Annotated in this window: 25 protein-coding genes and 2 pseudogenes; 8 read left to right on the top strand and 19 right to left on the bottom strand. The window is 58.8% G+C overall.

Annotation, left to right across the window (positions count from 1 at the left end; all coding sequences use genetic code 11):
• Positions 1-52: 52 nt before the first annotated feature.
• The 4 genes from ABSY19_RS06275 (at position 53) to ABSY19_RS06260 (ending at position 3,658) form a co-directional block, all read left to right on the top strand.
• Positions 53-364 carry a hypothetical protein gene (locus ABSY19_RS06275; RefSeq protein ID WP_382160225.1) on the top strand — a complete coding sequence of 104 codons (312 nt, stop codon included), beginning with the start codon at positions 53-55 and terminating at the stop codon, positions 362-364.
• Positions 365-520: 156 nt separating this feature from the next.
• The gene (locus ABSY19_RS06270; RefSeq protein ID WP_382160222.1) at positions 521-1,618 is read left to right on the top strand and encodes a hypothetical protein; all 1,098 of its coding nucleotides are present in this window, start codon (positions 521-523) and stop codon (positions 1,616-1,618) included.
• Between the two features lie 82 nt (positions 1,619-1,700).
• On the top strand, positions 1,701-2,513 hold the full coding sequence (locus ABSY19_RS06265; protein WP_382160218.1) for a hypothetical protein: 813 nt from the start codon (positions 1,701-1,703) through the stop codon (positions 2,511-2,513).
• Positions 2,514-2,545: 32 nt separating this feature from the next.
• Positions 2,546-3,658: a hypothetical protein gene (locus ABSY19_RS06260; RefSeq protein ID WP_382160215.1), complete on the top strand. Its 1,113-nt coding sequence runs from the start codon at positions 2,546-2,548 to the stop codon at positions 3,656-3,658.
• A 51-nt stretch (positions 3,659-3,709) separates the two neighbouring features.
• On the opposite strand, the gene ABSY19_RS06255 is transcribed toward ABSY19_RS06260, so the two are convergent.
• The 3 genes from ABSY19_RS06255 to ABSY19_RS06245 all read right to left on the bottom strand — a co-directional run bounded on the left by ABSY19_RS06255 (position 3,710) and on the right by ABSY19_RS06245 (position 5,285).
• The gene (locus tag ABSY19_RS06255; RefSeq protein WP_382160212.1) at positions 3,710-4,108 is read right to left on the bottom strand and encodes a hypothetical protein; all 399 of its coding nucleotides are present in this window, start codon (positions 4,106-4,108) and stop codon (positions 3,710-3,712) included.
• Between the two features lie 125 nt (positions 4,109-4,233).
• Positions 4,234-4,935, bottom strand: a complete 702-nt coding sequence (locus ABSY19_RS06250) for a YkgJ family cysteine cluster protein (protein WP_382160209.1) — start codon at positions 4,933-4,935, stop codon at positions 4,234-4,236.
• A gap of 164 nt (positions 4,936-5,099) precedes the next feature.
• Complete coding sequence (locus ABSY19_RS06245; RefSeq protein ID WP_382160206.1) at positions 5,100-5,285, bottom strand: hypothetical protein; 186 nt, start codon at positions 5,283-5,285, stop codon at positions 5,100-5,102.
• A gap of 502 nt (positions 5,286-5,787) precedes the next feature.
• Between ABSY19_RS06245 and ABSY19_RS06240 the strand changes: the two are divergent.
• Positions 5,788-6,327: pseudogene (locus ABSY19_RS06240) on the top strand (transposase); the annotation flags it as partial.
• Positions 6,328-6,458: 131 nt separating this feature from the next.
• Here the strand turns inward: ABSY19_RS06240 and ABSY19_RS06235 are convergent.
• The 3 genes from ABSY19_RS06235 to ABSY19_RS06225 all read right to left on the bottom strand — a co-directional run bounded on the left by ABSY19_RS06235 (position 6,459) and on the right by ABSY19_RS06225 (position 8,799).
• Entirely contained in the window at positions 6,459-7,937 is a 1,479-nt protein-coding gene (locus ABSY19_RS06235; protein ID WP_382163707.1) for an IS66 family transposase, read from the bottom strand.
• A gap of 117 nt (positions 7,938-8,054) precedes the next feature.
• Positions 8,055-8,405, bottom strand: a complete 351-nt coding sequence (gene tnpB / locus ABSY19_RS06230) for an IS66 family insertion sequence element accessory protein TnpB (RefSeq protein ID WP_382160204.1) — start codon at positions 8,403-8,405, stop codon at positions 8,055-8,057.
• Positions 8,406-8,427: 22 nt separating this feature from the next.
• On the bottom strand, positions 8,428-8,799 hold the full coding sequence (locus ABSY19_RS06225) for a transposase (protein WP_382160201.1): 372 nt from the start codon (positions 8,797-8,799) through the stop codon (positions 8,428-8,430).
• A 20-nt stretch (positions 8,800-8,819) separates the two neighbouring features.
• Between ABSY19_RS06225 and ABSY19_RS06220 the strand changes: the two genes are divergently transcribed.
• Positions 8,820-9,542: a tyrosine-type recombinase/integrase gene (locus ABSY19_RS06220; protein ID WP_382160198.1), complete on the top strand. Its 723-nt coding sequence runs from the start codon at positions 8,820-8,822 to the stop codon at positions 9,540-9,542.
• Here ABSY19_RS06220 and ABSY19_RS06215 read toward each other — a convergent pair.
• Positions 9,459-10,139 carry a heavy metal response regulator transcription factor gene (locus ABSY19_RS06215; protein WP_382160195.1) on the bottom strand — a complete coding sequence of 227 codons (681 nt, stop codon included), beginning with the start codon at positions 10,137-10,139 and terminating at the stop codon, positions 9,459-9,461. The two genes, ABSY19_RS06220 and ABSY19_RS06215, sit on opposite strands and share 84 nt — an antisense overlap.
• A 177-nt stretch (positions 10,140-10,316) precedes the next feature.
• Complete coding sequence (locus tag ABSY19_RS06210) at positions 10,317-11,426, bottom strand: cation transporter (RefSeq protein ID WP_072632770.1); 1,110 nt, start codon at positions 11,424-11,426, stop codon at positions 10,317-10,319.
• A gap of 46 nt (positions 11,427-11,472) precedes the next feature.
• On the opposite strand from ABSY19_RS06210, the gene cadR reads away from it, so the two are divergent.
• The gene (cadR, locus tag ABSY19_RS06205; RefSeq protein WP_010791743.1) at positions 11,473-11,892 is read left to right on the top strand and encodes a Cd(II)/Pb(II)-responsive transcriptional regulator; all 420 of its coding nucleotides are present in this window, start codon (positions 11,473-11,475) and stop codon (positions 11,890-11,892) included.
• Positions 11,893-11,914: 22 nt separating this feature from the next.
• Here the strand turns inward: cadR and ABSY19_RS06200 are convergent, their stop codons facing one another.
• The 10 genes and pseudogenes from ABSY19_RS06200 to ABSY19_RS06155 all read right to left on the bottom strand — a co-directional run bounded on the left by ABSY19_RS06200 (position 11,915) and on the right by ABSY19_RS06155 (position 24,008).
• A complete protein-coding gene (locus tag ABSY19_RS06200; protein WP_031757192.1) occupies positions 11,915-13,465 on the bottom strand; it encodes an IS66 family transposase in 1,551 nt (516 codons plus the stop codon).
• Between the two features lie 76 nt (positions 13,466-13,541).
• On the bottom strand, positions 13,542-13,874 hold the full coding sequence (gene tnpB / locus ABSY19_RS06195; RefSeq protein WP_003121550.1) for an IS66 family insertion sequence element accessory protein TnpB: 333 nt from the start codon (positions 13,872-13,874) through the stop codon (positions 13,542-13,544).
• Entirely contained in the window at positions 13,871-14,266 is a 396-nt protein-coding gene (locus tag ABSY19_RS06190; protein ID WP_006217728.1) for an IS66-like element accessory protein TnpA, read from the bottom strand. The genes tnpB (ABSY19_RS06195) and ABSY19_RS06190 overlap by 4 nt, the downstream gene beginning before the upstream one ends.
• 190 nt (positions 14,267-14,456) lie before the next feature.
• Positions 14,457-17,657, bottom strand: coding sequence for a CusA/CzcA family heavy metal efflux RND transporter (locus ABSY19_RS06185; protein WP_382160192.1), 3,201 nt, complete (start codon positions 17,655-17,657; stop codon positions 14,457-14,459).
• A 12-nt stretch (positions 17,658-17,669) separates the two neighbouring features.
• Complete coding sequence (locus ABSY19_RS06180; protein WP_382160189.1) at positions 17,670-18,974, bottom strand: efflux RND transporter periplasmic adaptor subunit; 1,305 nt, start codon at positions 18,972-18,974, stop codon at positions 17,670-17,672.
• Positions 18,975-18,981: 7 nt separating this feature from the next.
• On the bottom strand, positions 18,982-20,256 hold the full coding sequence (locus tag ABSY19_RS06175; protein WP_382160186.1) for a TolC family protein: 1,275 nt from the start codon (positions 20,254-20,256) through the stop codon (positions 18,982-18,984).
• A gap of 238 nt (positions 20,257-20,494) precedes the next feature.
• The gene (locus ABSY19_RS06170) at positions 20,495-20,947 is read right to left on the bottom strand and encodes a CzcE family metal-binding protein (RefSeq protein ID WP_382160184.1); all 453 of its coding nucleotides are present in this window, start codon (positions 20,945-20,947) and stop codon (positions 20,495-20,497) included.
• A gap of 278 nt (positions 20,948-21,225) precedes the next feature.
• Positions 21,226-23,232 carry a methyltransferase domain-containing protein gene (locus ABSY19_RS06165; protein ID WP_382163703.1) on the bottom strand — a complete coding sequence of 669 codons (2,007 nt, stop codon included), beginning with the start codon at positions 23,230-23,232 and terminating at the stop codon, positions 21,226-21,228.
• 21 nt (positions 23,233-23,253) lie between these two features.
• Positions 23,254-23,298 (bottom strand): annotated as a pseudogene (locus tag ABSY19_RS06160) (hypothetical protein); the annotation flags it as partial.
• A gap of 35 nt (positions 23,299-23,333) precedes the next feature.
• Complete coding sequence (locus tag ABSY19_RS06155) at positions 23,334-24,008, bottom strand: YkgJ family cysteine cluster protein (RefSeq protein ID WP_382160181.1); 675 nt, start codon at positions 24,006-24,008, stop codon at positions 23,334-23,336.
• 557 nt (positions 24,009-24,565) lie between these two features.
• On the opposite strand from ABSY19_RS06155, the gene ABSY19_RS06150 reads away from it, so the two are divergent.
• A complete protein-coding gene (locus ABSY19_RS06150; protein ID WP_382160179.1) occupies positions 24,566-25,318 on the top strand; it encodes a TorF family putative porin in 753 nt (250 codons plus the stop codon).
• 159 nt (positions 25,319-25,477) lie between these two features.
• Here the strand turns inward: ABSY19_RS06150 and ABSY19_RS06145 are convergent, their stop codons facing one another.
• Positions 25,478-26,533: a porin gene (locus ABSY19_RS06145; protein ID WP_382160176.1), complete on the bottom strand. Its 1,056-nt coding sequence runs from the start codon at positions 26,531-26,533 to the stop codon at positions 25,478-25,480.
• Between the last annotated feature and the right edge of the window lie 19 nt (positions 26,534-26,552).

Raw genomic sequence — 26,552 nt, 5'->3', positions numbered from 1 at the left:
AAAACTCTTCGGATTTAGCTTTTCGGTCGCGACATTCAAAAAAGGAAGACTCGTGGAATCTGAACTGACTCCTTCGCCATTGCGAGTCATTGATCGTGATCAGCTGCGCAAAGAGTTCGCGGCCATCGAGGCGAGGCGGGCTGTCCTCACCGATCAAGGGCAAAAGCTGATGGCCCGCATTCGGCCAAGTTCCAAGTACCACGGGCAGGGTAAAGAGGGTGCCTTGTTCGCCGTCTGCATCGGCCCAATTGGGGACTACTGCGTGTTTGGCGGACCTGGTGGTCAATATCGCCTGTCGGATGTCGACCTGTTTGCCGTCTTTGACGAGAACAGGCCTCCGACTCAGATCACATTCGAGCCCTGAATTGCAACCTCCCGGTGGCCAGACAGTCCCTGGGCAGTAGGAACGTCTGCGTCGAAGCGACTGTTGCTCGCATCATACGCTGTACAGCGTATAAACGCATTTGGGGATATCATATTCTCAAATGCCATTATACGCTGTACAGCGTATAAACCCACGTTGAACATGCATCATCCTGAGCGACGACTTGCCGAGAAGCTCCTTGCCGAGTTCACGGCCGTGCTGCGCGATCGACTCAATATCGATGGCATCGAGGCCGAGCATGAGCCAAGTTTCGGTACCGGCGCAGCAGACCTGGTCTTGAGCATCCCCGTTGATGGTGTGAGAGTCAAAGTGGTGGTTGAGGTCAAAAAGAACGCGTTCCCCCGCGACATCGAGTGGGCACGTGTGCAACTGGAAGGGCTGGCGAGAGAGGACAGCACCATTGATCAAAAGATGGTCTGGGCCGAGTCGCTGAGCGAAGGAGCACGAAAGTCCCTGGAGGACTTGGGCATTGGCTACTTCGACAGCAGTGGAAGCATCAGTCTTCGGCTGCGCAACCACCACATCCTCATCGACAGGCCCCCGATCAGGCCCCTTTGGCGTGAGGTTGGCACCATCTTCACGCCTGAGCGAGCGAGAGTGCTGCATGCCCTGCTGCTGGGGTGGGATAGCTGGCGCACCGGCGTCGAGCTGGCAGAGGTCTCCGGTGCGAGCCCCAACACCGTCTCCATCCTCCTGCGTGAGCTGGAGAAGCGCGGCATGGTGCAAAGTGAAGGAAGCGGTCGCAGCGTTCGTCGCCAGTTGGTCCAGCCTGATGCTCTTCTTGATGCGTGGGCCAACCAATGGGCGGAGGGCAAGCGGCGCAAGACGCGATGGTTCGCTTTCGCCCAGAATCCAGCGAACTTGGCCTCACGTTTAGCTGTGAGAATGCTCGACGATGAGGATGAATGGGCCTTCACTGGCCAGTATGCAGCAAACTGTGTCACGCCTCTGCTAACGGCTGTAAACGGTGTCGACATCATCGTCCCCGTGGGTATGGCCGAGGCCTTCGCTGAAGATCTTGAGCTGAAACGAGCCGAGAAGGGGTTCAACGTCACCTTCCACGAATGCGAAGACTTCGCCTTGCAGCATCGAATCCCGCTGCCCGATCGGCCGGGTTGGTTTGCCAGTCCCGTGATCCAGTACCTGGAGCTGGCCAACGAAGGTGGGCGCAGCAAGGAGCTGGCCAATGAGCTGAAGAACAATCGGATCGCGAAAGGCAGGGACCATGGCTGATATCAAACCGGCGACCGCCGCGGGCTACTCGCGTGATGTCACTGACGCCTGTGAGCAGGCGCTGGTCACTGTGCTGTAGTGCATGGGCACCCTCAAAGATACCGTGCGCTTGGTTGGCGGCTTGGTGCCGAGGTATCTCACCCCTGAGCAACCCCCAGAGATTCCGGCGCATGCTGGAACGTCCGATCTCGATCTGGTCATCGACTTGGCCGTCATCGCTGCTGGCGAAGACTACGCACCAATTTCGATACGCCTCAAGGAACGGGGTTTCGAGAAGATGAAGCTGGAGAACGGTAGAGTTTCATCGTGGCAGTGGGTGGCCACGACACGGGACCAGCTTCCCGTGCGCGTGGAATTTTTGTGTGATGCAGCCGAGGATGAGGTTCGAGGCCTCAAGTCATTGGGGGCGGAGTCAATCTCTGTCATGGCCATGCCGCACATGTCGATCGCTCAGGCCCAGTACGAGACGAAGGAAGTAAAAGCGGAGCTCCTCGACGGCAAGGGCCTGGCCGTGGAGCGCGTGCACTACGCGAATCACCTTGCCTTTGTGGTGCTCAAGGCAATTGCCTTTGATCAGCGTGGAGCGAACAAGGATGTGGGCGACCTGATTCACGTGCTGCAGTACGGCCCGGAGTTAGATGATGCTGCTCGCGCCTTTGCAAAAGCATATGTCCAGGGTACACACCGGGCCTCGCTAGAAAAGGCCTTGGATTGTCTGCGCCGAGGATTCTGCAGTCATGCAGATACCGATGGACATTTGATGAAGGGCTCGGTCGCGTACGGGGCGTTTCACCAACCAGATGACGCAGATGCTCGCGTGGAACTTCAGCGGCAAGCCAGTGCGCTGGTTTCACAGTACCTTGAGCTTATCGACCACGCGCTTCACAAGCACTGATCCCGGCGTCGACAACGAGACAGGAGAACTGGATGATGACATCCACGGTGTATGAGATCGATGTGCCCGGCCTCGCCGTTGCCGTGTCGAACTGCTTGCCAGACGAGTCTCACAAGGCGTTGCTTCAATGCTTGCGGAGCTTTGAGCAGCTTTCAAGCGCCAAGCTGGTAACTTCACGCGGTGGTGATGGCAGTCATTACCTTGCACGTCGAAAAGTGTTGACGCGCGACGGAGTACTGGTGAGCGACGACCACAAGGAATGGGTCGCGGAGCTGCTGCTGCTGGATGGCGGTGATGCCGGCAAAACCTACAAGCGGCTTCGGGACCAAGGCTTTCTCTTGAGCAAATGCGAACTCACAACGCTGTACCTCGTGCAGGACAAGCGAACGGAGAACCAAGCTGAATTCATCCAAGTATCGGTCAGGCAGGAGGACGAGTTCATAGACGCTCGCGCTTTCGACAAATACTCCTGGTCCGTACCGACGACATTGCAGGATCTGTTCCATGAACTGGAAGGGGACACGCTTCCAGCTGAGGAACGACGACGGATTAGCCCTCCCGCATACCGGTTGGACGCGGTCGTCGATGTCGATGCATTCGTTACGGAGACAGAGAAGATCGAAGCAGGGCAGCGGGACAAGGTGCGTGGCATCATCTACACACTATCCGATGCATCCCCGGATTGGGCGAGTGCGCCTACGAGCGCAACGCATGACGAGCTGTTCCCGGGCTGGGATAGCCAGCCGCACAAGTCTCGGCGCTTGTTCAATGACTGGGAGTCGTCGAGTGCCGGCCGTAGCGGAGCAAGGCTGTGCGATCACTGGGTCGTGCAGCTTTCCGATTGGACCGATCCCAAGAGCGGCGCGCGCTACCTAAGTCTCGTGCCGATGTGGACCTTCGCTCAGAAGCTCGCAGAAGTGGATCCGAACAAGGGCGACACCTACGCGCACTTCGGCAAGTTGCAGACGCTGGATCGACGAGTCAAAGTGCCTTTTGGCTGGTATTTCTACATGCTGCACGGCAATCGCGTGCACGACGGCTCAGCGAAACGTGTGCTTGCGGACGCTGAATCAGGCCTGATCGTTCTTTCCGAACATGACTATCGAGTGCTGAAGGCTTGGCGTCAGCATCCCTACGGTTTCTAGGTACTTGGCTCAACCCGACTGGCATGGCCACGTGAGCGTGTATGTGCAGCCTCAAGCTTCCATCGACACCCAAGTCGACGTACGCGCATGTTCGGCGAAGGACCTCTTCGTCGGCCCCTTCTTTTGCTTGCGAGTCCAGATCTCGCCGGAAGGCAATTTGTAGGTTGCTCCAACTCTCGGCCTAGCACCAATGCTGTCAAGGTCCAACGGGGATTTCTTGGCTACCCGCAGCTGGGAACCTGATTTGGTGAAGACCTCCGCCAGGGTCTCTTCGGCTTCTGCCGCCCTCATCATCATGAGCAGATGAACGACAGCGTCTTTCTTGGTTTTTCCCATTCGGGGTAGCTTCTCGGCGAGGAAGTTCATTGTCGACTCAAACTCTTTGGTCGACAGCTCACGAGCTTGAGCGAAAAGTGCTTCGGCACGTTCGCGAAGCTCTGCTGAGCTCACATTTGAAGAATCAATCTGGGTCACTGTAGATGAGGGCTGTTGGGTAGCGAATGCAGAACGAGTGAAGCACGTAGGTTATCTCACTCGCGACTTGGAGTTCTGCCGCTTTCTGCCGCTTCGCCTAGTCAGGACAAGCGGTTTGCATCTGCAGGAAACCACTGACGGATGTCAGCCCAAGCTCTTGAGTCTTGCTCGATCATGACACTGACCATAGCGAACTGCCGTGTGTCTGCGTACGGAACTGGGATCGCTTGACCGGGGACGAGTTGGCACAGTAGATCATCGACATCTACGTTGAAATGCGTTCGACAGACTGCAGGCCGGTGGTTTCTGATGCTGCAGGTGCTGTCCTTGAGGAACGTGCATGGCGCGTCGTAACCCATCGTGGATAGCTCGTTATGATCCTGCAAGGGTAGGGGAGAGCGGTCGATTGCTTTACCAATCGCGCGTGCTTCGGTCGCGGAAATCTTGATCGGAATGTGGCAGCAATGACTGCAACCGGCGCGGCAGGCTGCGACCGGTTCTATAGCCGCTGCAAAGACATCAGCTGCTCTATGCAGCCACAACACTTTCTTCGGCTTGGTCGATGCCTGGACGGATGCGTTCAGGAGTCTCGTGACGTCATCTCTGGCTCGTCCTGAGACTTTTCCCATGGCGGCTTCGGCGGTTGCAGCGACGCCGGCAAGCCGATCGTTGACTTCGTCTGGAAAGTCCTCGCTTGCGTTGAGAGCCACACCCTCCACAAAAGACCGCAGCGCATCAGCGATGCGGGCTTCAAGAGTGCCTTCGCCATCAACGATCGGAGAGGGTAGGGTGTCCATCTTCATCCCCCGATCTTTTCACGATTCGTTTGACTTCCCAGTGGCACAGAGTGTCGGTACGAGCAAGGGCCGGTTGTAGGGAGTGGGCTGATTTTATGTGGCAATTTTCTACCCAGGTTGCAAGTATCGCGAACTCGTCTCCCTCGGCCGCAAGGTACCGCACGGCATACTTAACTGCAAGCGCACAGGATGAGGAACGCGTCGATGTCCGGCAGGCGCATTTGGCGCCATGACTTGCCCGAGACAGCCAAGTGTTCGAGCAGCTTGCCGATGTGGTCGAGCTTCTTGTGGACGGTGACCTCTGGGTTGCCCCGGTGCTGATCGAGGTGCGTGGCATAGTCGCGCAAGACGGTCAAGACGGGAGGTACACGGCGCTTGCTCGGCTTCCACGGCGGAAGCTGTGCCCATGACCTCATAAACGCGCCGCAGCGCGCGAAGCGATGAGCTTGTGTTCCCGAGATCGCCTGATTCGCTCCCGCGAGACTTTGCGCACCAAGCCTTGAAGCGCTTGGCCCCCTCGTAGGTAAGCTCGTCAACCTCACGTAGACCGAGTTGGACGCAGTACCGGCGGAATCTCCTGATCCGTCTCAGGTACTGGCCCGCGCTGGCCTCGCTGATGCTGCGATCGGCATGCCACGCGCGCACGATAGCTCGCACCCGTGGCGGGCATTCGAGGCATGTCTGCTGGACCGATGAGGTGGCCATGCAGCGGAATACGCTGGCCGTCGCAGATTGGATGTGCCGTTCTTATGTAGCGCCACGGACCGCACCACACCGCGTCGCTCCTGTGATCGCAGGTCGCAACTCCACATAAAACGACGCTCCAGATAATGCGCTTTATGCGGAGCTCCGCATAAAGCGCACGCGCGGCGCAAGTTCTTCGATCTGCACGCCGCCAATCAGAGCCAGATCTCCGAATTCGCTCTGCAGCAGTTCGCGCGGAACTACGAGATCGAGCGCGAGGTCAAGGAGCTTGCGAGGGATCAGCGCCAAGCCATCCGGCAACAACAAACGAAGCCACTGCTTGATGCCTTGTACCAGTGGGTGGTGCTGCAACGCCAGAAAGTGCCCGAGGGCTCGGCAAGTGCCAAGGCGCTGGACTACAGCCTGCGGCGGTGGGATGCGTTGACCCGGTTCGCGGGTGACGGGCAACTGCCCGTGGACAACAACTGAATCGAGAACCAGATCCGCCCCATTACGATTGGCAGCGACAACTGGCTCTTCGCAGGCAGCCTGCGCGCGGGCCAGCGGGCGGCGGCCGTCATGAGTCTGATCCAGTCTGCGCGCATGAACGTGCATGACCCCTACGCCTACCTGCGCGATGTGATGGCACGCCTGCCCATGCAGCGCGCAAGCCAGATCGGCGAGCTGCGGCCGCACCGCTGGCAGCTGGCCTGACAGCGCATACCCAGAAACACGACCGCGCCCAGCGGTCAAGATGGGATGGCCGCGCGCTTACGCTGCGCCAGCGGTATGCGGTCAATAAACCGCGCCCTACTCATCGACGCGGATGAAGTGCAAGGATTGGACTACGAGCTTGGGAGCGCGATGTTCCAGGGCAGTAGCGCCTCGTAGTCGTCGGCCGTCTGCGCCAGCGGCAGCTTCTTGAACAGGGCGAGGAGGTAGCGATACGGCTCGACGTTGTTGGCCTTCGCAGTCTCGATGAGCGAGTAGAGATTCGCGCTGGCGTTCGCACCGCCAACGGTGTCAGCAAACAGCCATGATCGGCGACCAACTACAAACGGCCGGATGGCGTTTTCTACCGGGTTGGAGTCCAGAGGCCAAGTCCCGTTGTTCAGGAAGCGGATGAGCTTGGGCCACTGGTTGTGCAGGTAGTGCAGCGCCTCGCCCAACAGGCTTGAGGGCGCGACGGCATGTAGGTGTGCGAGCAGCAACTGTTCGATCTGCTTGACCACTGCGGCGCTGTAGCGCTGGCGCAGCCGCATACGGCGCTGCGGCGCCCACCCCGTGGCCAGCGCCTCCGCGCGATACAGCTTGCCGATGAGTTTGATGATTCGTGTGGCCAACTGGCCCGGCGACCGGGCGGCTTTCGGGATCGCCTCCTCGGCCTTGATGAGTGGTCGGCGTGCGTGAACCCAGCATCCAAGATGCGTCAACCCCTGGTCCTGGGCGATGCCGTCGTAGACCTGATACCCGTCGGTCACGAGCGTGGCGCCGCGCCGGATGCCGGCATAGAGCTTCTGCGCGTGCACGGCGCCGCGCCCCGGTGCATAGGCGAACAGCCGCACCGGTGGACCGGTGCCGTTCATTTGCGCCCACATGTAGCTCTTGGTTTGAGCCTTGCGTCCGGGCTCCTTGAGAACCTGGACCGTGGTCTCGTCCCCGTAGATCAAGTCCGAGTCGAGCAGGTGGTCGCGCAGCAGGTTGATGACAGGCTGCACTGCCAGGCCAATGCGCACGACGCCAGAGGCCAGGGTGTTGCTCACGATGTCGCCGCCGAAGCGGCGCAGCAGAGCGGCCGTGCGATATAGCGGCATGCCGAACTGGTACTTGCCCGTGATGACCCAGGCCTGCGCCTCTTCGGTGAGGAGGCCTCGCGGGATGATGCGAGCCGGTGTCGGCGCGACCTTCAGGCTCAGGTCGCAGCAAGGACATGCGTACTTGATGCGGTGGTGCTGCAGAACGCGCACCTGCTCGGGGATGACGTGCATCTGCTCGCTGACCTCGGCGCCGATCTCCACCAACGCGTGGCCGTCGTGCGCGCAGACGCGCTCGGACTCAGGCAGCTCGTGGCGAACGATGTCACGCGGCAGAGCGGGGTCCAGCGGCTTGCGTCCGCGCTTCTTGCGCTGGTGGCCAGAGACCAGTGTCGAGTCTTCATCATCGATTTCGGCCGGCCGTGTTTGCGCGGTCGGCGCGAGCGCCTCAGCCTCGTTGAGGAACAGGTCCTTCTGGTCGGTGCCACGGGCCTCGCTCTTGGCGGCGAACAACTGGCGCTGCAACGCTCGCAGGCGTTCCAGTGCCAGGTCTCGCTCGGTGGTGGCCATTCGAAGCGCACCGGCCAGCGCATCGCGCTCAGCAATGAGCGCAGCGAGTTCTTCAGCGGTGATGGTGGCAAGCGACGACACGTCAGCTTGGATTGGAAGGCCCTATCAATCGTTCCTTCAACCCACGCTGGCGTAGCGCAGATGGGGGTGGCGTTGCACCACTGCAATGTCGATGCCCTCCAGCAGCCAATGCAACTGCTCGGCTGTCAGCGTGGGAACCGCGTCGACCGAGGGCCAGATGAACCGGTCCTTCTCCAGACGCTTGAGCAACAGCCAGAAGCCGTTGCGCTCCCAGCCCAGGATCTTCACGCGGTCGCGTCGGCGGTTGCTGAACACGTACGCGCATGAGGCGAACGGATCGAGCTCCAGGGTCTGTTCGACCAGCACCGCCAGGCCGTTGATGCTCAACCGGAAGTCCACCGGCTCGCGGTGCAGGTAGACCTTCAGTCCTTCGTCGAAGCGGAACACCGCAGCCTCCCCAGCGCCTGGATCAGTTCGTCGATGTTGCGCAGCTCGACGCAGCGAAGGTCGATCGCCACACCATTGGGCAAGCGTGCTGCACGTCCATCACAACGGCGTTCGGCAATGCCGGTGGCAATGAGACCGCGACGAATGCCGCGGCCGCTGGCACCACGTTGGTAACGGCTTTGCGCGCTGGACCGCCGTGGACATGCTCGCGAAGCCAGCGGCTCACCTGATTGGCATTGACGCCGCACTCGCGTGCGAGGCGCGACACCGAGGCGCCAGGCTGCCGACATAGTGCCACCAGCTCCGACTTCGCCGCTTCGTCGTACACGCTGCGTCCGTCTCTCTTATGCCCCACCACCAACCGGCGTTTGAGGTCTTCCAAATCGTCTGTCATTTACGTTCCCGCGTTCATCTATGTGGGAACGTAGGCTGTCAGGTCGCAGCCCGCGGATCAAGAACGTGGTTCATTGGCGCATACCGCCAGCGCATTGGCGTCGTGCACCTTTACCGCAGACGCTCGCGCCGGACGAGGTCAATCGGTGGCTGGGTGCCTTCGCGGTGGATTTACCGTCGCACATGCGCTGTTACGCCCTCGTGCGCTGCGTCGTCGACCTCGGGCTGCGCAGTAGCGAGGCGATCACGCTGGAACTCGACGACATCGACTGGGTAGCCGGCACCGTTCGCATCAGCAAAAGCAAATCGCGACGCGCCGATGTACTACCTCTGCCGCACCTTACCAGCGCTGCCATTGCTGACTACATGCGATCGGAACGACCCCAGACTACGAGCCACCGGGTCTTCGTTCGGCACGTTGCGCCCGTGATGAAACAGTGGCCGCCGAGGTCGTCAAGCATGCCGTGCGCCAGCCGTATCGTCGCGCCGGGTTGCCGTACACTGGGGGCATTCCCGGCACACGACTGGTCAGTCGGCTTCTCAACGCCGGCGGCACGCTCAACGAGGTCGCCGATGTGCTTCGCCATCGAGAGCTCCAAACCTCACTCATCTATGCCAAAGTCGACTTCGGTCGGCTGGGCGCAGTGGCCATACCTTGCGTTAAAGCTCGGGTTCATCAAGCACGTATCCCATGCCACGCACCGTTCTCAACAACTTTGCGTCGAACTCATCATCGATTTTTGACCTTAGCCGGCCCACTGCCACTACTATCACGTTGCTCTCGCAGTCGAAGTTAATGTCCCACATGAGCGAAGCAATCAAGGACCGAGGCAATACTTCACCACGACGTCGCATAAACAGCTCGAGAAGCCCGAACTCCTTAGTGGTCAAATCCAGCAAACGACCGGACCTCGACGCCCTTCTACGCACCAGGTCCAACTGCAAGTCAGCTACTTGAAGTATGGTGGATTCTTGGGACTGGGCACCTCTGCGGAGAACAGTCTTGATGCGTGCCAAGAGCTCCGAAAACGAAAATGGCTTCGCTAGGTAGTCATCCGCGCCCAACTCGAGACCTTTTACGCGGTCCTCAATGCTGTCTCTGGCAGTTAAGTACAGCACGGGCAGTTGAGGCTTTTTTCGCCTCAAAGAGCGAAGCACCGACCAGCCATCAATTCCTGGCAAGTTCACATCCAACAGAACGAGATCGTAGTCACCCTCAGTAGCTTCAATCAAACCGTCGATGCCATCACGCATCAATTCAGTGTAGTAGCCGGCCTCTCTCAAACCCTGCTTCAGGTACTCGCCCGATTGGACTTCATCTTCCACTATGAGTATCTTCATATTGCAGCTGTCTCCATGGGCGACAGTTTGGCAGTTGAGGAACGGCAATCGCGGAGATGACGAACATGTAATTCAGCTGACACTCCGCCAGGTGCTGACGACGATGCAATTGCCCTCACGTAAGCGGCCGGCCATCCCACCTTGGCTAGGCATCGGTGTGGGATGCCGCTAGATTGGCTATCGGAGGTTCAGGATGCGCCGGGCACCGCTGAGCACTATCAGCGCAATGACTGCGCCAATCACGAGGTCAGGGTACGAGGAGCCCGTCCAAGCGACCAAAACACCAGCGACTATCACCCCCGCGTTTGCGATCACATCATTCGCAGAAAAAATGTAGCTTGCCGTCATGTGGGCGCCCCGATCCCGCTTCTTGGCGATCAGCACCAGGCAGGTGACGTTGGCGATCAATGCGACCAGCCCGATACTCATCATGAGCATGGACGCCGGCTCACTTCCCACAACTGCCCGCCGAACGACCTCCAAAAGCGCGCCAAGCGCAAGCACGACTTGCAACCAACCAGCGATGTGCGCTGCCTTCATCTTCAAGGCGGCGGCGCGGCCCACCGCATAGAGCGCCAGTCCGTAGACCGCCGCATCGGCGAACATGTCAAGCGAGTCCGCTATGAGACCTGTGGACTGGGCGATCAGGCCAACGATCAACTCAAAGACAAACATCGCACCGTTGATAGCGAGCAGCAGCTTTAAGGTCCGAGCCTCAGAGGCATTCCCCTCTGCGTCTGGGGCCGTAGACTCGTCGCTTTGCACGCTGTCCAACACTTGCGCGCCGAGGTTGAGAGGGATGAGACGGCCCAGCAGCTCTTGCGTACTTCCCCCATGCTGCACGGTGAGTACACGGTCCTTCAGATCGAAGTCCAGTGCCGCAACAGCCGACGCATCGGCCAGCGCCATCCGAATGAGATTCTCCTCCGACGGGCAATCCATCTTCGGCACGGAGAAACGCGTCTTCCACTGCCCGCCTTCGGTGCGCCTCTCGCTTGTCAGCAGAACCGCACCCAAGTTCAGGGGCGTCAGCTTCTGGGCGATCCTGGCGGGCTCGCCCGAGTGCACCACCCGGAGCTGCCGATGGGCCAGATCGAAGGTCATCGGCCCAACCCCGGTCAGACCACCCAGCGCCATGCGAATGAGGTTCTCCTCGGAGGGGCAGTCCATTCCCGGAACTGAAAATGTGCTCTCCACGGAAGCAATGGCGCTTGGGGCCTCGTCGACCGTCTGCGAATTGCAACTGCTCGAGCAGCTACTGCTTTGACATGTACTCATGTCCCGTATTAGAAACCCTCAAGTAGCTGTAGAGTCAAGCGGTAGGTAGGCAAATATGAAAATCGGTGAACTATCGTCATTGGCAGGGTGCTCCGTTCCCGCGGTGCGCTTTTATGAAGCAGAGGGCCTTCTGCAGGCGCCCCTGCGGGCCGCCAACAACTATCGGCAATATGGCCAACAGCATGTCGACAGGTTGGCCTTCATCGTTCGGTGCCGCTCGCTGGACATGTCGCACGACGATATCCGGGCTCTGCTGCAGTTGCAGGACGACCCCGCCATGTCCTGCGACGAGGTCAATGCCTTGCTAGACGATCAAATGCGCTTGGTAGAGCAGCGAATCGCCGAGTTGCAGGCGCTGCGCAAGCAACTGCGTGCCATCCGCAGTACCTGTGCGGGAGGGGTATGCGTTGGCGATTGCGGTGCACTTGAATCGCTGCGCAGCGCCACTGGGGCAAGCTGGCCAACCGTTCGCTGAGCGGAGCCTCAAATAACGACATTCAGCTCGGTGCGAACCAACGATGCGGTAGCAACTCGTGAACCAGGCTAACCCGTTGCGTCGGCAAGCGAGCCAAAACGTCCTTGAGATACGCATAGGGATCATGCCCATTGAGTCGTGCTGACTGGATGAGCGTCATGACGGCTGCTGCCCTCTGACCAGCTCGTAGGCTGCCCGCAAAGAGCCAGTTGTTGCGGCCAATGGCAATCGGCCGAATCTGGTTCTCGATCCAGTTGTTGTCCACGGGCAGCTGTCCGTCATCGACGAACCGGGTCAAAGCCTCCCAGCGCCGCAAGCTGTAGTCCAGCGCTTTGGCGCTTGCCGAGCCTTCCGGCACCTTCTGGCGTTGCAGCACCATCCACTGGTGCAAGGCATCAAGCAGCGGCTTCGTTTGTTGTTGCCGGATGGTTTGGCGCTGATCGGTCGCAATCTCCTTGACCTCACGCTCGATCTCGTAGACCCGCGCGAACTGCTGCAGCGCGACCTCGGCGATCTGGCTTTGGTTCGCCGCGTGCAAATCGAAGAACTTGCGCCGCGCGTGCGCCAGGCAGCCGACCTCGGTCACACCACTTGCGATCAAGGCCTTGTAGCCGCTGAAGTCGTCACAGGTGAGGCTGCCTCTCCAGTCGCCCAGGAAGCGCCGGGCGTGTTCGCCCGAGCGCGATTCGCAGAAGTCGTAGACGACCGCCTTGATGTTCTCGAAGGCGCCCGTGGCATAGGCCCATAGGTACGCCCGGTGCGCCTTGCCGTTGCCCGGCTTGAGCATGGACACCGGCGTCTCGTCGGCATGCAGCACGCGGCGCTGCAGCAGCTCTGTCCTCATGGCGTCAACCAGTGGCTGCAACTGCACGCCACACGAGCCCACCCATTGCGCCAGCGTGGAGCGGGGGATGGCTAGGCCGGCGCGGCCGAAGATCGCTTCCTGGCGGTACAGCGGCAGGTGGTCGGCGTACTTGGCCACCAGCACTTGCGCCAGTAGCCCAGTGGTAGGGATGCCTTTGTCGATGATGTGAGGATCGACAGGCACCTGGTGAATCGTCTCGCACTGGGCACAGGCCCACTTGCCCCGGATGTGGCGCTCCACCGTGAACACGCCGGGCGCGTAGTCCAGCTTCTCGGCCACGTCCTCGCCGATGCGCTTCATCTGGCAACCGCAGGCGCAGGTGGTGGACTCGGGCTCGTGGCGGATCTCGCGCCGCGACAGGTTGGCCGGCAGGGGTGCGCGTTTGGGGACTTGCTTGTCTTGGCGGCCTGCCACTGGCGGCGTGGCCTGCTCGATCTCATCGGCCACCGCCTGCAGGTCCTCATCCAGCGATTCATCGAGCAGGCTCTTCTGCTCGGCGCTGAAGCGCTCCGACTGTGCGGCGAACTTCATGCGCTTGAGCAGTGCGTTCTCGTGCGTGAGCTTGTCGATCTGCGCCTGCTTGAAGACCGCCTCTTGGCCCTGGCGTGCGATCACGCCGTCTCGCTCGGCCAGCTCACCCATCAACGACAGCAGGGCCGCTCGCATCTGCTGCGGCTCCAGGGTGTCAAGGTGGTCTGCGGTGATCACGGGAGAAGATGATGCGGCTAACATCACATTCGCGCATCGGTGCAAGCGCTGATTGCCTGGCCAACGACCGGAGCACTCAAAGTACAGTGATGACTCCAGCCTCGCCGACGTTCTTCCAGGGCAGGCCCAGCACGAGCGCATCGAACTGCGTTCGGCTGAGTGTGGCGGTGGTGGCGGCATCGCGCGGCCAGACGAACTTGCCGCTATTCAGGCGCCGGGCCGCCAGCCAGACACCGATGCCGTCGTGCACCAGCACCTTCATGCGGTTGGCTCGTCGATTGGCGAACAGATAGGCGTGGTGTGGGCGCGCTGCGCCAAAGACAGCCACTACCCGGGCGAGCGCCGTCTCGGTGCCTGCTCGCATGTCCAGCGGCTCGGTGGAGAGCCACAGCGCATCAATGCGGATCATCGGAGCCAGTCGCGCAGCCACGCTGCACATGACGCTGCATCTTCCAGGGGCCAGTTCACGGTGACTACGCTGGCGCTGCGCCGAACATCAACGCGAATCGCACGCGACACGGGCGGCGAGCTGGTCTCGGTTGCTGGGAGCTGTTCAACTGGTGGAGGCAGATTCAGCGCAACGAACTCATTCCGGGGCGCTGGCAACAGGGAGTCTGCTTGCTCGCGCATCCAGCGATGAACGATGTTGGCGTTGATTCCGTGTGCAAGCGCTACGCCGGCCACTGACGCGCCGGAGACCTGGCATTCGGCCACGATCTGGCCTTTAAGTTCCGGGGAGTAGTAGTGCCGCTTGGGGCGCTGGGCGATCGTGTCGTTCGCCATAGTGTGCGTGATGTTCATCGTGCACACGATGCCTCGACACTGGGTCTATCTCAAGATGGGATTGCCGGACGCTTACGCCCTCACGGTCTGGAGCGCGAGAGGTTGTCGCAATAAGGCCAGCCGTACAGACGAGCCTCTGCTGTTGATGTTCGGGCTCCATCGATACGAACTCATAGCCTTGGCAAGTGCCAAGGCTATGAGCGACACGTTATGTCGGTTGGTGCGAAGAGGGAGGCAAAACGGGAGAAGCCGATTCGTCGTCAGCCTCTTCATCTTCTTCTCGTCGATAAACAAGCCGATATAGGACCGGCAACACCAGCAACGTCAGTGCTGTTGATGACAAGATGCCTCCAATCACCACAGTTGCCAGGGGGCGCTGCACCTCTGCACCCGTGCCGGTTGCGATCGCCATGGGAACGAAGCCAAGCGAAGCCACCAAGGCTGTCATCAGCACTGGACGAAGTCGCGTCAACGCGCCTTCGAAAATCGCGTCATCCAGTGTCGCACCACCCTCTCTGAGATTTCGGATAAATGAAATCATGACCAGCCCGTTCAGCACGGCCACGCCAGACAACGCAATAAACCCGACAGCAGCTGAGATAGATAGGGGAATATCCCTCAGCCAAAGCGCGAGGATCCCGCCCGTAAGCGCAAAGGGGATTCCGGTGAACACGATGAGGCCGTCTCGCACGTTGCCGAACATGGCGAACAGCAATACGAACACCAGGAGAAGCGCTACCGGGACCACGATCTGCAAGCGCTTTGTCGCGGATTGAAGATTCTCAAACTGTCCACCCCACGTGGTCCAGTATCCCGTCGGAATGACCACCTTCTCCTTCAGAGCGGCTCCGGCTTCCTCCACGAAGGAGCCCAAGTCGCGCCCACGCACATTGGTGCTTACGACGATTCTCCGCTTTCCATCTTCTCGGCTGACTTGGTTTGGTCCTGGTGCCAAATCAAGTGTCGCCAACTCTGAAAGAGGGATAAAGCTCACACGAGTGCTTCCGTCCGCCTGTGTGGCCGCTGGGAGCGTTACCGGGAGACGACGGATCGATTCCAGGTCCCCTCGCATCCTCTCGGGCAGGCGTACAACGATGTCGAATCGGCGATCTCCCTCAAAGAGGGTTCCAGCATTACGACCACCAATGGCAGTAGCAATGGTGTCTTGGATGTCTCCCACGTTGACGCCATAACGTGCCGCCTTGCTTCTGTCAATGTTGATGGAGAGCATGGGCAGGCCGGTGGTTTGCTCGACGTTCACCTCGCTCGCCCCATTGATAGAACCAAGAACCTCGGCGATTTCCTGGGCCGTTTTGTTCAGCACATCCATGTCGTCGCCAAACACTTTGACAGCCACGTCCGCGCGCACACCGGAGATCAACTCGTTGAAACGAAGTTGAATCGGCTGTGAGAACTCGTAGTTGTTGCCCGGGATTTTGCTCACCCTCTCTTGGACAGCTTCAACGAGCTCTCGACGCGTCCGCTTAGGACTTGGCCATTGGTCCTCAGGCTTCAACATCACATATGCGTCGGAGATGTTCGGCGGCATAAGATCTGACGCGATTTCGGCGGTACCTGTGCGGGCAAACACACGCTCAACTTCAGGAAACTCTGCCACCAAAGTGCGCTCAATTTGCTGCTGCATCTGGACAGACTGAGACAAACTGGTGCCTGGAATTCGCAGCGCCTGGATAGCGAAGTCACCCTCGTTAAGGCTGGGTATGAACTCACTGCCCAAGCGAGTTGCCAAAAGCCCCGACAACAGAACGGCCACAGCTGCAGCGGTCAGAACAACGGCCCTCGCGCCCATGGCACGTTTGAGCAGTGGGTGGTAGGCGCGACGAGCCCAACCCATGAGACGATTTTCCTTTTCGCCGACGTTGTTGCCGATAAACATGGCGACAGCTGCAGGGATAAACGTGATTGAGAGAATCATGGCACCCAACAGTGCGATTACGACTGTCAGAGCCATCGGATGGAACATCTTGCCTTCCACGCCTGTAAGGGCGAAGATGGGTAGATAGACGACCATGATGATGAGCTGGCCGTAGAGCAGTGGCCTTCGAGCCTCCTGAGATGCGGCAAAAACTTCATGGAATCGCTCCGCCTTTGTCAATGGGCGTCCATGGCGCTCTTGGGCATGTGCCAGGCGACGAATGCAGTTTTCCACAATCACCACGGCGCCGTCGACGATGATGCCGAAGTCAAGCGCCCCCAGACTCATCAGGTTGGCACTCACCTTCTGATTCACCATCCCGGTGAAGGTGAAGAGCATCGAGAGGGGAATGACCAGCGCAGTCAGCAACGCCGCTCGGATGTTGCCCAGGAAAAGGAACAACACCGCGATGACGAGCACGGCACCTTCAAACAGGTTCTTCTTGACCGTAGAGATTGCCTTGTCCACTAGAACTGTTCGGTCATATACAGTAATCGCGTGTACGCCCTCTGGAAGATTCTGATTTATCTCCTCCATCTTCTTCGCAACAGCTTGGGCGACCGTTCGACTGTTCTCGCCCAAGAGCATGAACACCGTGCCTAGCACGACTTCGCGACCGTTATCCGTAGCTGCGCCGGTTCTCAAGTCCTGACCAATATCGACCTCCGCAACGTCGCGGATTCGAACCGGAGTTCCACTGTTGTTCGCCAAGACGACATTGCGGAGATCCTCAAGGCTGCCGACTTGGCCTGGAGCCCGAATCAGATACTGCTCGCCACGCCTCTCGATGTAGCCGGCGCCCACGTTGGCGTTGTTACGCTCAAGAGCTTGAACGACATCAGGCAACGTCAACCCGTAGGCCAACAAACGCTCCGGTATCGGAGCAACCTGGAACTGTCTCTCAAAACCGCCGATAGAGTTAATCTCAGTCACACCCGGCACATTGCGGAGTTGCGGTTTGATGATCCAGTCCTGAATCACACGAAGGTCGGTCGGCGTATACGGTTTGCCGTCCGCATTCTTCGCTCCTTCTTCAGCCTCCACCGTCCAGAGGAAGATTTCACCCAAGCCGCTAGATATTGGCCCCACAGCTGGATGGACCCCCTCTGGCAGAGAGCTGACCGCACCCTGCATTCTCTCGTTCACCAACTGGCGCGCGAAGTAGATGTCGGTGCCGTCCTTAAAGACAACGGTGACCTGAGATATGCCATAGCGCGAGATGGACCGTGTTTGTTGAAGGCCAGGCAGCCCGGCCATGACGGTCTCAATCGGGAACGTGACGCGCTGCTCTGTCTCAAGAGGCGAGTAGCCAGGTGCGGCCGTGTTGATTTGCACTTGGACATTGGTAATGTCCGGCACGGCGTCAATGGACAACCGTTGGAAGTTGTACACGCCGAGCCCAACCATTCCGAGCACGGCCAACATAACCAGCCATCGTTGTTCGATGGCGAAGCGGATGATGCGTTCAAACATAGTGAGCGGCCTTTAGTGCGCGTGCGTCGCCGAGCTCTTGCCCTGCTCAGACTTGACGACGAAGCTGCCGTCTGCGGCATAGGACTCACCTGCCTTCAGGCCATCCAGAATCTCAACCCGCTGACCATCAGTGCGTCCGACACGCACAGCTTTCGCGACAAAGCCGCCTTCAACCTTGGTGAAGACCGAAGTCTTGTCTTCCACGGTTTGAAGCGCGTTTGCATCGACTGTTATCGCCGATGCCTTGTCATTGTCATTCGTAAGCACCTCGACGGTTACGAAGAGCCCAGGCCGCCAAGCGCCCTTCGGGTTGCTCAGTTCAACACGAGCAGGTGCCGTTCGAGTTTGAGCACCAATCAGCGAGCCAACAAACGCAATCTTTCCGTCCGCAACAACATCTGCGGCGTCAGCTTTTACTCGTACACGCTCCCCGACTCGAACCTTGGAAAGGTCACTTGCACCCACGCTCATCTCAGCCCACACCGTTGAAAGGTCGGACAAGGTGAACACGTTTGCGTCCTCGCGTACGGCCTCGCCGATAGCGATGTGCTTTTCCACGACCATCGCATCGAACGGCGCCCGCAGCTCAACTCGACCTAGAGCACCGGAACCTGCTGATGCTCCAAGTGTCCGCAACTTCTGAGTGGCATTTGCCACTGCAATCTCTGCCTCACGCAAGGCTTGTCGGGCTTGCAGGACATCCTGTTCCGGCGAAATCTTCTGCTGCCAAAGTGTGTTTTCGCGTTCGTACGTCGTCTGTGCAAGTTCACGACGCTTCGTCGCTGCTTGGAGCTCAGACCTAACCTCCGAAACGGCAGAACTTGAAATGACCGCCAAGATTTGGCCGCGAGACACCTTCTGCCCGAGATTTGCGCTCACACTCTCAACGACCCCCGCTGCTCGCGGAACGATGTGCGCGGTTCGGTCCTCGTTAAATCGAATCTCTCCAGGGAGCTGCAGCGTGGTACGAATCACAGCAGCACCACTTTCCTTAATCACGATACCGGCTGCCTTCACCTGCTCGTCCGTCAAAGCCACCTTTTCCTCATCCTCCTTGTGTGCCTCTTCGCTTGCGCCGGACGGTGACTTGCTCTGTTCAGCAGAGGTGCCGGAACCAGTTTCCTTGGCTCCTGCTTTGCTAGCACCGCCTTCGACCTGTGAGCTTTCTTCCTCATGGCCATGGCCATCGCTTTCGCCGTGGCTCTCTCCGCCTCGCAGGATTAGGGCTCCTCCGACTGCGCCCAGCACCAGGATGATGGCGATGATGATGAGCTGCTTTTTCTCAGGTCTTGCATTCATAGGTGATTTGGTGGCCATGGCAGATTCAGTTGAGAGTGTTGTTTCCAAGGAGCCGAGCGACATCTGCTGCCGCTCGATGAGATTCGCCTAGCGAGCGCAGGTACTGGGACCGAGCCTGTAGCAAAGTCCGTTGTGCATCGAGAACGTCGAGGTATTCGAACTTTCCGAGCTCAAAACCTTGCGCGGCGGCGTTGAAGGCGAGCTGTGCACTGGGAAGGATTTCCGCACTGACGGCGGCCACCTCTTGTGAGGCGATTTCCATTCGCTGCCTTGCAATCGCGAGATCCGCTCGCAACCGCAACTCAAGTGCCCTCGCGTCATCTTCCGACTTGTCCCTCAGTCGGAGCGACTGGATGATGTTTCCGCGATTGGTGTCGAACACGGGCAGTGGAATCGAAACTCCAACGATGGCCGTCGAGCGACCGTCCTGCTGAGAACGCTGCATGCCGAGGCTTACGGCTATGTCTGGCTTCCTCTTTGCCTGTTCAAGGTCCGCAAGTGCTGACAGTCGGCTGGTCTCAAGTCGAGCTTGTCGCATAGTCGGTGAGTTCTCCACGCGAGCCTGCAGAACGTCGATTGGGGGGAGGGTCGGAAGAAGCAAAGCGTTTCCGTCCAACGTGTCGAAAGGCACCCCACCAGCCAGCAGCGCACGCAACTCTTGAAGCTGCGCTGCCAGCTCACCCTGCGCCTGGACAAGCTCGAGACGTACGTTAGCCTCGGCGACCTTCGAGCGCGTCTCCTCCAGAGGAGACACCTTCCCAGCCTGGACGCGCTTGGACGCAGCCTGGCTGCCAGCGCGAGCGATGTTCAGAGACTCTTGCGCCAACCTCACACGCTCCTGCGATAGAAGCGCAGATAGAAATGCGGCCGTGACGTCTGCCTTCAATTGAGCCTCAGTCGCCTCGCTCTTAACGCGAATTACTTCCAGTGCGCGCTCCGCCGCAGCAACTCTCGCTGAGCGTTTTCCTCCAAGCTCCAAAGGCTGGCTCAAGGTAACTGTTGTGCTACGCATACCGGAGCGGAGGTCTTCCACTTCCAGGTCAAGCGACGGGTTTTGATAGACCCCCGCCTGCGTGAGCGCGCCTTGAGCAGCATCTATCTCACGTCTGGCAGCGGATAGCGTAGGGCTGTTTTCGATTGCGGCCTGCAGTGCCGCACCCAAAGTCAGCGGCTGACTTGCTTGCGTGGGGGACGCTAATCCTACTGATGGGGCACTAATGGGAGCGACTTGCTGCGCGTTCGCTCCAAATCCAACGAGCAGCGCAAGCCCCAGGGCAAGCGACATGGGTTTCCTGGTCATTTGGCATCTCCCGTTGACCTAAATATCAATGAACGAATCGAGGCAGCACGGCAGTGCTCTGCCATTTTCACAAGCGAGTGACGCAAAGACGTGGTGGCCATCAGATGGAATCTCGGTCCTGATGCTCAATTGGCTTAAAGCTGCTCAAGCGGTGGGGTACCGCCTCTTCGGAGCAAGTTTTATTCGACAAGCTCAGCCTTGAAATGGTCTGAGCACGGCGCTTGGCCAAGAGGATCTGTTACCGGCGATAAAGCTGGTTTCTAGCCACGTAAACGCGGTAGTCCTTGGCAACGAAACCCGACGGAGCAAACTGCTTCAGGTTCCAAGACCGACCATCAAGGCCGTTGAAGGTCCAAGCAAACGTCTTCCCGCCTGCTCCCTGAAACAAGATGGTTTCGCCATATGTGACACTGGCGGACTTGGTGGACATCACATCTACCACGCGTGCGTTCTTTGCTTCCACAGCAAGTTGTCCATAAGGGGACTCGCCACTACGAAGCGTGTCTGCCGAAGCAGCAGATGTCAGAAGAGCAGACGATGCAAGGGTTAACGCCGTAAGCACGGCTTGAAGTGTTTTCATCGGGGCCTTAGAGTCGGTCGGAAAGGAGCCAAAGTTCTCTTTTTGGCACTGACAGAACTGTAGAACTGCCATCTCCACAGTTCGAAAACCGGTAAATGACAAATCAGTCATATTGGGTGTGCAGTGGCGACAGAAGAGCTCGAGACTCCTCAGGTGCCGCTATGAAACTGCTACCCCAAGATGCAATCACAGAGGCATGTGAGCAGGCCTCCTCTTCCTCTTGACGGCCTTGCTAGCTGCTAGCTATTGCTCTCTTTGAGCAGCGGCAACTGGCTCATGCTCTGATTCCCCAGTGGCTTGCAAGCTAGTCAAAGATTGGATGTCAAGTGCAGCAAAGCTCACACGACAGCAGTCGCGGCGGATTGACCGAATACCCATGGTCCACCCAGTTATGCGCGTCGCTTCTGCACCCAGAACTGATACATCCCAACAAAGGTTTGGGGATTTTCTGTTTCGAATTGGTGCCACATTCCCAGGTCGTGAACAGAATCATCATCAGGAAACCGTGCTTGGAATTTTCGAAGCACCTCTGGCTCAACATGCAAGCCTACGAGGTCGAGCGACAGCTCATTCAGCAGCGCATCTATAGCGAGTAAGTTTGTGCGGTGCTCTTGCGCATGGAATAGCAAGTCGCGACATGCACTCAAGCCGTAGAAGTCGCCGAACGCGGTGAGGTGACTCAGCGCCTCCGGACAATTTGCCCCCATGATTGCCGCGCGACAGTCTCGAATACCTTGTGGAGTAGCGGGATAGCCACGATGAGCGATGAATTGCCGCGCGGCGACTACCGGAGCGCGCGCAGCTTCGCTGTACAGGCCGAGCAACATGAGTCCGCCTGGTCGTAGCACTTGGAGTAGTGCTCGCCATCCAGCCGCTGGGTCAACCAAATGATGCAGCACACCCACGGACTCGATGAGGTCGAAGTGCCGGTTGAGCGACGATAGTTGCAGAACGTCGGCTTGGGCGTACTCGACGTTACATTGACCGAGCTCATGAGACTTGCGCATCGCATAGGCGAGGCTGCTTGCACTCAAATCAATCGCAAGCACTCGCGAGTCGCTATATGCACTTGCGCTCTCAGCTGAGTGACGACCGCTTCCGCATCCCGCAATAAGAACGTCGACAGTACCGACTCTGCCAATTGGTTGAAAACGCGCGTGCGGAATCTGCATGCGCAGCCGGTCTTCCAGCGCGAGTGGGGCGGGAAACAAGGAGGAGCGGACCCAGCGCGGGTAAGGGTTCTCTTCGTACTGTTGCTGAACCCTGCTCGACGAGTCTTGGTCTATCGCTGTTATCTTTGGAAGGACGGAGCGCCAATTGAGCTCCTGCCTCACTTCATCAATTTGCTGACGTATCACCGAACGCAGCGAATCAGACCAGGCATGTTCCCTCAGAGCGTTTACAAATGGCAGATTGCACAGAGGTAGATAGCTAGCAAGCGCGAGCATGACTTGTGGCAACGGCATTCGACCCGATTCGATAGCGAGACTCGCACGCTTCAGTAGCTCTTCGACCTTCTCGCTTTCTTCTGGGTGCACGAGCCAAGAGTATTCGTTCACAAAGCACTGCTGTGCTAGGGCGGAACGCAAGCTCAGCAGCTCATCATCTTCCACATCGAACCTCAGAGCGTCATCCAGAAGCGTCTCGCGGACCGCTGTCAACAAGCGCTCGAGCTCGACATCGCAAATCGTCGCGCTCTCAAGCAACGCAAGAAGAAGTCTGTTTTCGCACCAGTCGGCAAGCAATCTCTCTCGCCCAACTCCTTTCGACAATGCTTCTTGGAATCCTGCTTCGCACTTTAGGAAGGCGATGGCGGCGGGCGCGAGCTCTTCAGGCCGGCGCCAGGCTTCAGCGATTGCGCGCGTGAGCAGGGGGCGCAAGTGGCTCACGCCTGGCGAGACGCGTAGGCGCTGCAAGCACTCGGCGAGGCCAATCTTCACTTCTGTCGCCTCACGAATGGCCAGTGCCTCCTGGTAGCTGGACAAGGCCTGAAGCGGCTGACCCAAGCGGTTAAGCACAACGCCCAGGTTGCAATGTGCTTCGACGAATCCAGACGCAGAGGCGATTGCTTGACGGTAGTGCGAGGCAGCCTGCTCATGCTGGGCTTGCCTCATATGAATAAGCCCGAGGTAGTAGTGCGCTTCAGGAAACTGCGGGCGCGCCAGTGCAGCTTTCCGGAAGAGATCCAGAGCATCCCAGAAATTTCCGCTTTCACAAGCCAAGACGCCCAGCAAGTACAGCGCATCCGGCTGCGTCGCATCTGAACGAAGAACTGTTCGACACAGATTCGCCGCCTCGGTTGCTTGGCCCGACTCGAAGAAGCTCCATGCCACGTTAAGCGCATCGACTGGGCTGGTCGCTTCACCCGCCGCCAACGGGGTCGAACTACGCGTCATGCAGCAATGCTTGTACTTCTTCCCGCTGTAGCATGGACATGGCTCGTTACGCCCAACTGCGCTCACAGCTCCCCTCTACATAAGAAGACTGGCGTCATGAATTAGTCGTCCGCAGCCATTAGCGGAAAGACAACCTCACCCTTGAACCAACGTTCCTCGCAGGTTGGGTCAGTAAGCGCCATGAGTAGCGCCTCGCTCAGCTCGTGGATGGAGAGGGGACTCTTGGCCTTTGAATAGGCCTCTCGAACGCCACTGACGAGCGCCAATGACTTCAGCGCCAACTCGCCGTCCTCTAGCGCGCTGATTCCTGGTCGCTTGCACTCCTCAACATCTAAGGACAGGTACTTCCTGCAAGTCGACGGTCTGTCTTTGTAGAAGGAGCAACGGTCGTCATTCAGCAATGGGCAGTTCATCCAGTGCTGCGCTCTAGGGACTCCTTGTGACCTTTGAACATGAAGACGAAGCCGTTCAGTCACCAGGTTTAGTTGGTCGCCTGGCAGCGCCCGCAGCCTTCGAGCCAGAACAAACACCTCGGGCGGGAAGACCTCAATGCGGAAGTTGCAGCAATGCGAGCACCCCGGTTTGCAGTCGAAGCGCACATCGGGTCTTGCTTGGACCCTTGTCACCAGTTCGTCTATCTGTCGATGCAAGTTGTGAATCGCATGGATGGCGAACGTCTTGTTTTTGTTTGCCGAAAGCATCTGGCGGTAAGTCTTCTGCTGCCTTTCGGCGATGGCTCTGACTTCGGCTTGACGCTCCTGGGAAAGAAACTCCACGGATAGTTGTCCTGGGAATGAGGGCGCGGCCTCTAACCGCATTCGAGAACAAAGCCATCGACCTGGCATCACAGTGGACATGGGCCGAGTGATCGTCTGCAGACTTGGCGGTCCGTCGGATCGCTACGCGGTTGCCAGCGGGAGCCGTCATCTGTTGGACTTAATTTAGAGAGCGCACCGACACAAACCGACATCCGAGCGATGACAAATGCGTCACTTTTTGCTTATGTGTCGGAAGAGCAAAGTCGCGTTCAGCCTAGCTCTGACCGGAGGAATCGGTTCGTGCCAGCAGTGGGCGCCCGGGTTGAACTGAGAAGCAGCCAAACATGCAATGGGGAGTTGCACGAGGGCAGTTGCTTTCAAGTTGCTGAATTGCGCTTGAAGCGCCAAATTCACTAGCGTTTCAATGAATGCCCCGAAGTTTTCTCTTGGTGAAACGCTATGCCATAGCAAGCTGTCTACGTCGAGTCCCGTGCCCTCATTGCCTGCAATTGAGGGTGGGGGTCAAAAGCTCCGACTCGGCTTTTATCTGTTCATCACCACTTGAAAGCTCACTCATGAAAACAATCATCTCCCCCAAGACCCTGGCCGTCCTCACATTGGCAGCGCTTCCCATGCTCGCCAGCGCCCAACTGAGCGCGAACGTCAGTCTCGTCACCAACTACAAGACTCGCGGCCAAGACCAGGATGTGCGAGAAGGACAGCTGCGGCCTGCGCTGCAAGGCGGTTTCGACTACTCCCACGCAAGCGGCTTCTATGCTGGAAACTGGAACTCGACCGTCAACTTCCAGACGAGTGCCACGGGCCCGACCGCGAATCTGGAAAGCGATCTCTACGCTGGCTACATCTTTGCAACCGGCGAGCTCAGCTGGGACGCCGGTGTTCTGCGCTATCACTACACGGGCGCAAGCGCTGTAAACACAACTGAGCTGTACCTCGGTGTGGGTTGGGGTCCTCTGAGCGCCAAGTACTACCATACCGTATCTGACGACTACTTCAACGCTGCGGGCTCCGCGCTCGGGTCGGGTTTGAAGGGCAAAGGCACTGGGTATCTGAACGTGGCTTACGCTCAAGAGATCCATCCCAAGTGGACCTTGAAGGCATCGCTGGGCTACACCTCGTACAGCAGCGACATTACCCTGCCCAACTATGTCGACTACAGCGTTGGCGCTGTCTATGACCTTGGCGATGGCTTCTCAGTGTCAGGCGCCATGGTCGGTGCAACCAAGAAGAACTCATTCCTCGGAAAGGCAGATGGAAAATCTGTGAACGCAAACACGCTGGTCATGATGTTCACGAAGAAGATGTAACTTTCAGGAGTTGATTGCGCGTTAGTAGGCCGCAACCAAACCTTAACGGAATCCCCAACGAAAAAAGGCCCAAGAACCGCAAAGCACTTGGGCCAATTCCACGGGGAGCACTTTATACGCCGCAGCACAGACACCACATCCGTGCTGCGGCTCTTTTTGTCAGAACGAGTGACGCACGCCGATGGAGTATCCGGTTGCGCTGTCGCCGGCGACGATGAGCGGAGACGCCAGGGAAGACGAGGAGACTGCGAAGCCGCGATTCGCGTTGCTGTCGTTGCTCACTCGTGCGAGCAGGCCGTAGACCACAGTGCGCTTGGACAGCTTGTGGATGTAGCCGAGACCCAACTTCGAGGAATCGGCCTCGACCTGGTTGCGGGTGCTGAAGCGTGTATAGCCGACACGGAACTCACCCGCCTGTCCGACGGGGGCCGACGCGCCCAAGGTATACGCATTGACACCGCGCCCGGCGCCACGTTCGGTCGCAATCAGCACCATCGGCTTCACGAATCCGAGGTCGTACGAAGCGCCCAAGTTGACCGCTTTGTAGGTCACTTCCTGGATAGCAGTGCCACCCTTCAACTGTGCATAGCCCAACGCGATGTCGAGCGGGTTCGATTGATATCCCACGCGTGCGGAGACGAAATTGCCTCGGCTGTTGTTCGGCTCGCTGCTGGCTCGCTCGCCGAAGCCGTATTGCACCTGGCCGTGGAAGCCACCCATCTTGGGCGTCAGATACGAGACGATATTGCTTGCGCGCTTGGAGTGGCTACCCTCTTGCGTGCCAGCGGCGACCGTTGCGTTGCCGAGCATGTTGTTAGCGCCGTTTCCAGCCACTCCAATGTCGCCGAACGGGTCAAAGGTCTCTACGTTCAGATAGGACGCGAGCTTGTCCCGGCCAAGTCGAACCTCGCCAAACCCGCCAATCAAGCCAACAGTGGAGCGACGGTCAAAGCGAAATGTTGTACCGCCGTTGTCAACGGCAACGCTGCCTTCAAGCCAGAAGCTGGCCTTGAGACCTCCGCCGAGGTCTTCCAGTCCACGAAAACCCAGACGGCTGCTAGATTGTTCACCACTGGAGAGTCCCGTGACGCTCACGCTGTCGCTGGACAGTCGTGTCACAGATGCGTCGACAACACCGAAGAGAGTGGTGCTGCTTTGCGCAGACGCCCCTGCTGTGGTCGCGAGAATCGAAAGGGCGATGAGAGAGTGTTTCATGTCGTCTATTGCTGTGCAG

It is taken from the genome of Hydrogenophaga sp. ANAO-22 (assembly GCF_042466645.1).
GTDB lineage: Bacteria > Pseudomonadota > Gammaproteobacteria > Burkholderiales > Burkholderiaceae_C > Hydrogenophaga.
This window is presented reverse-complemented; position numbering and strand designations above follow the sequence as displayed.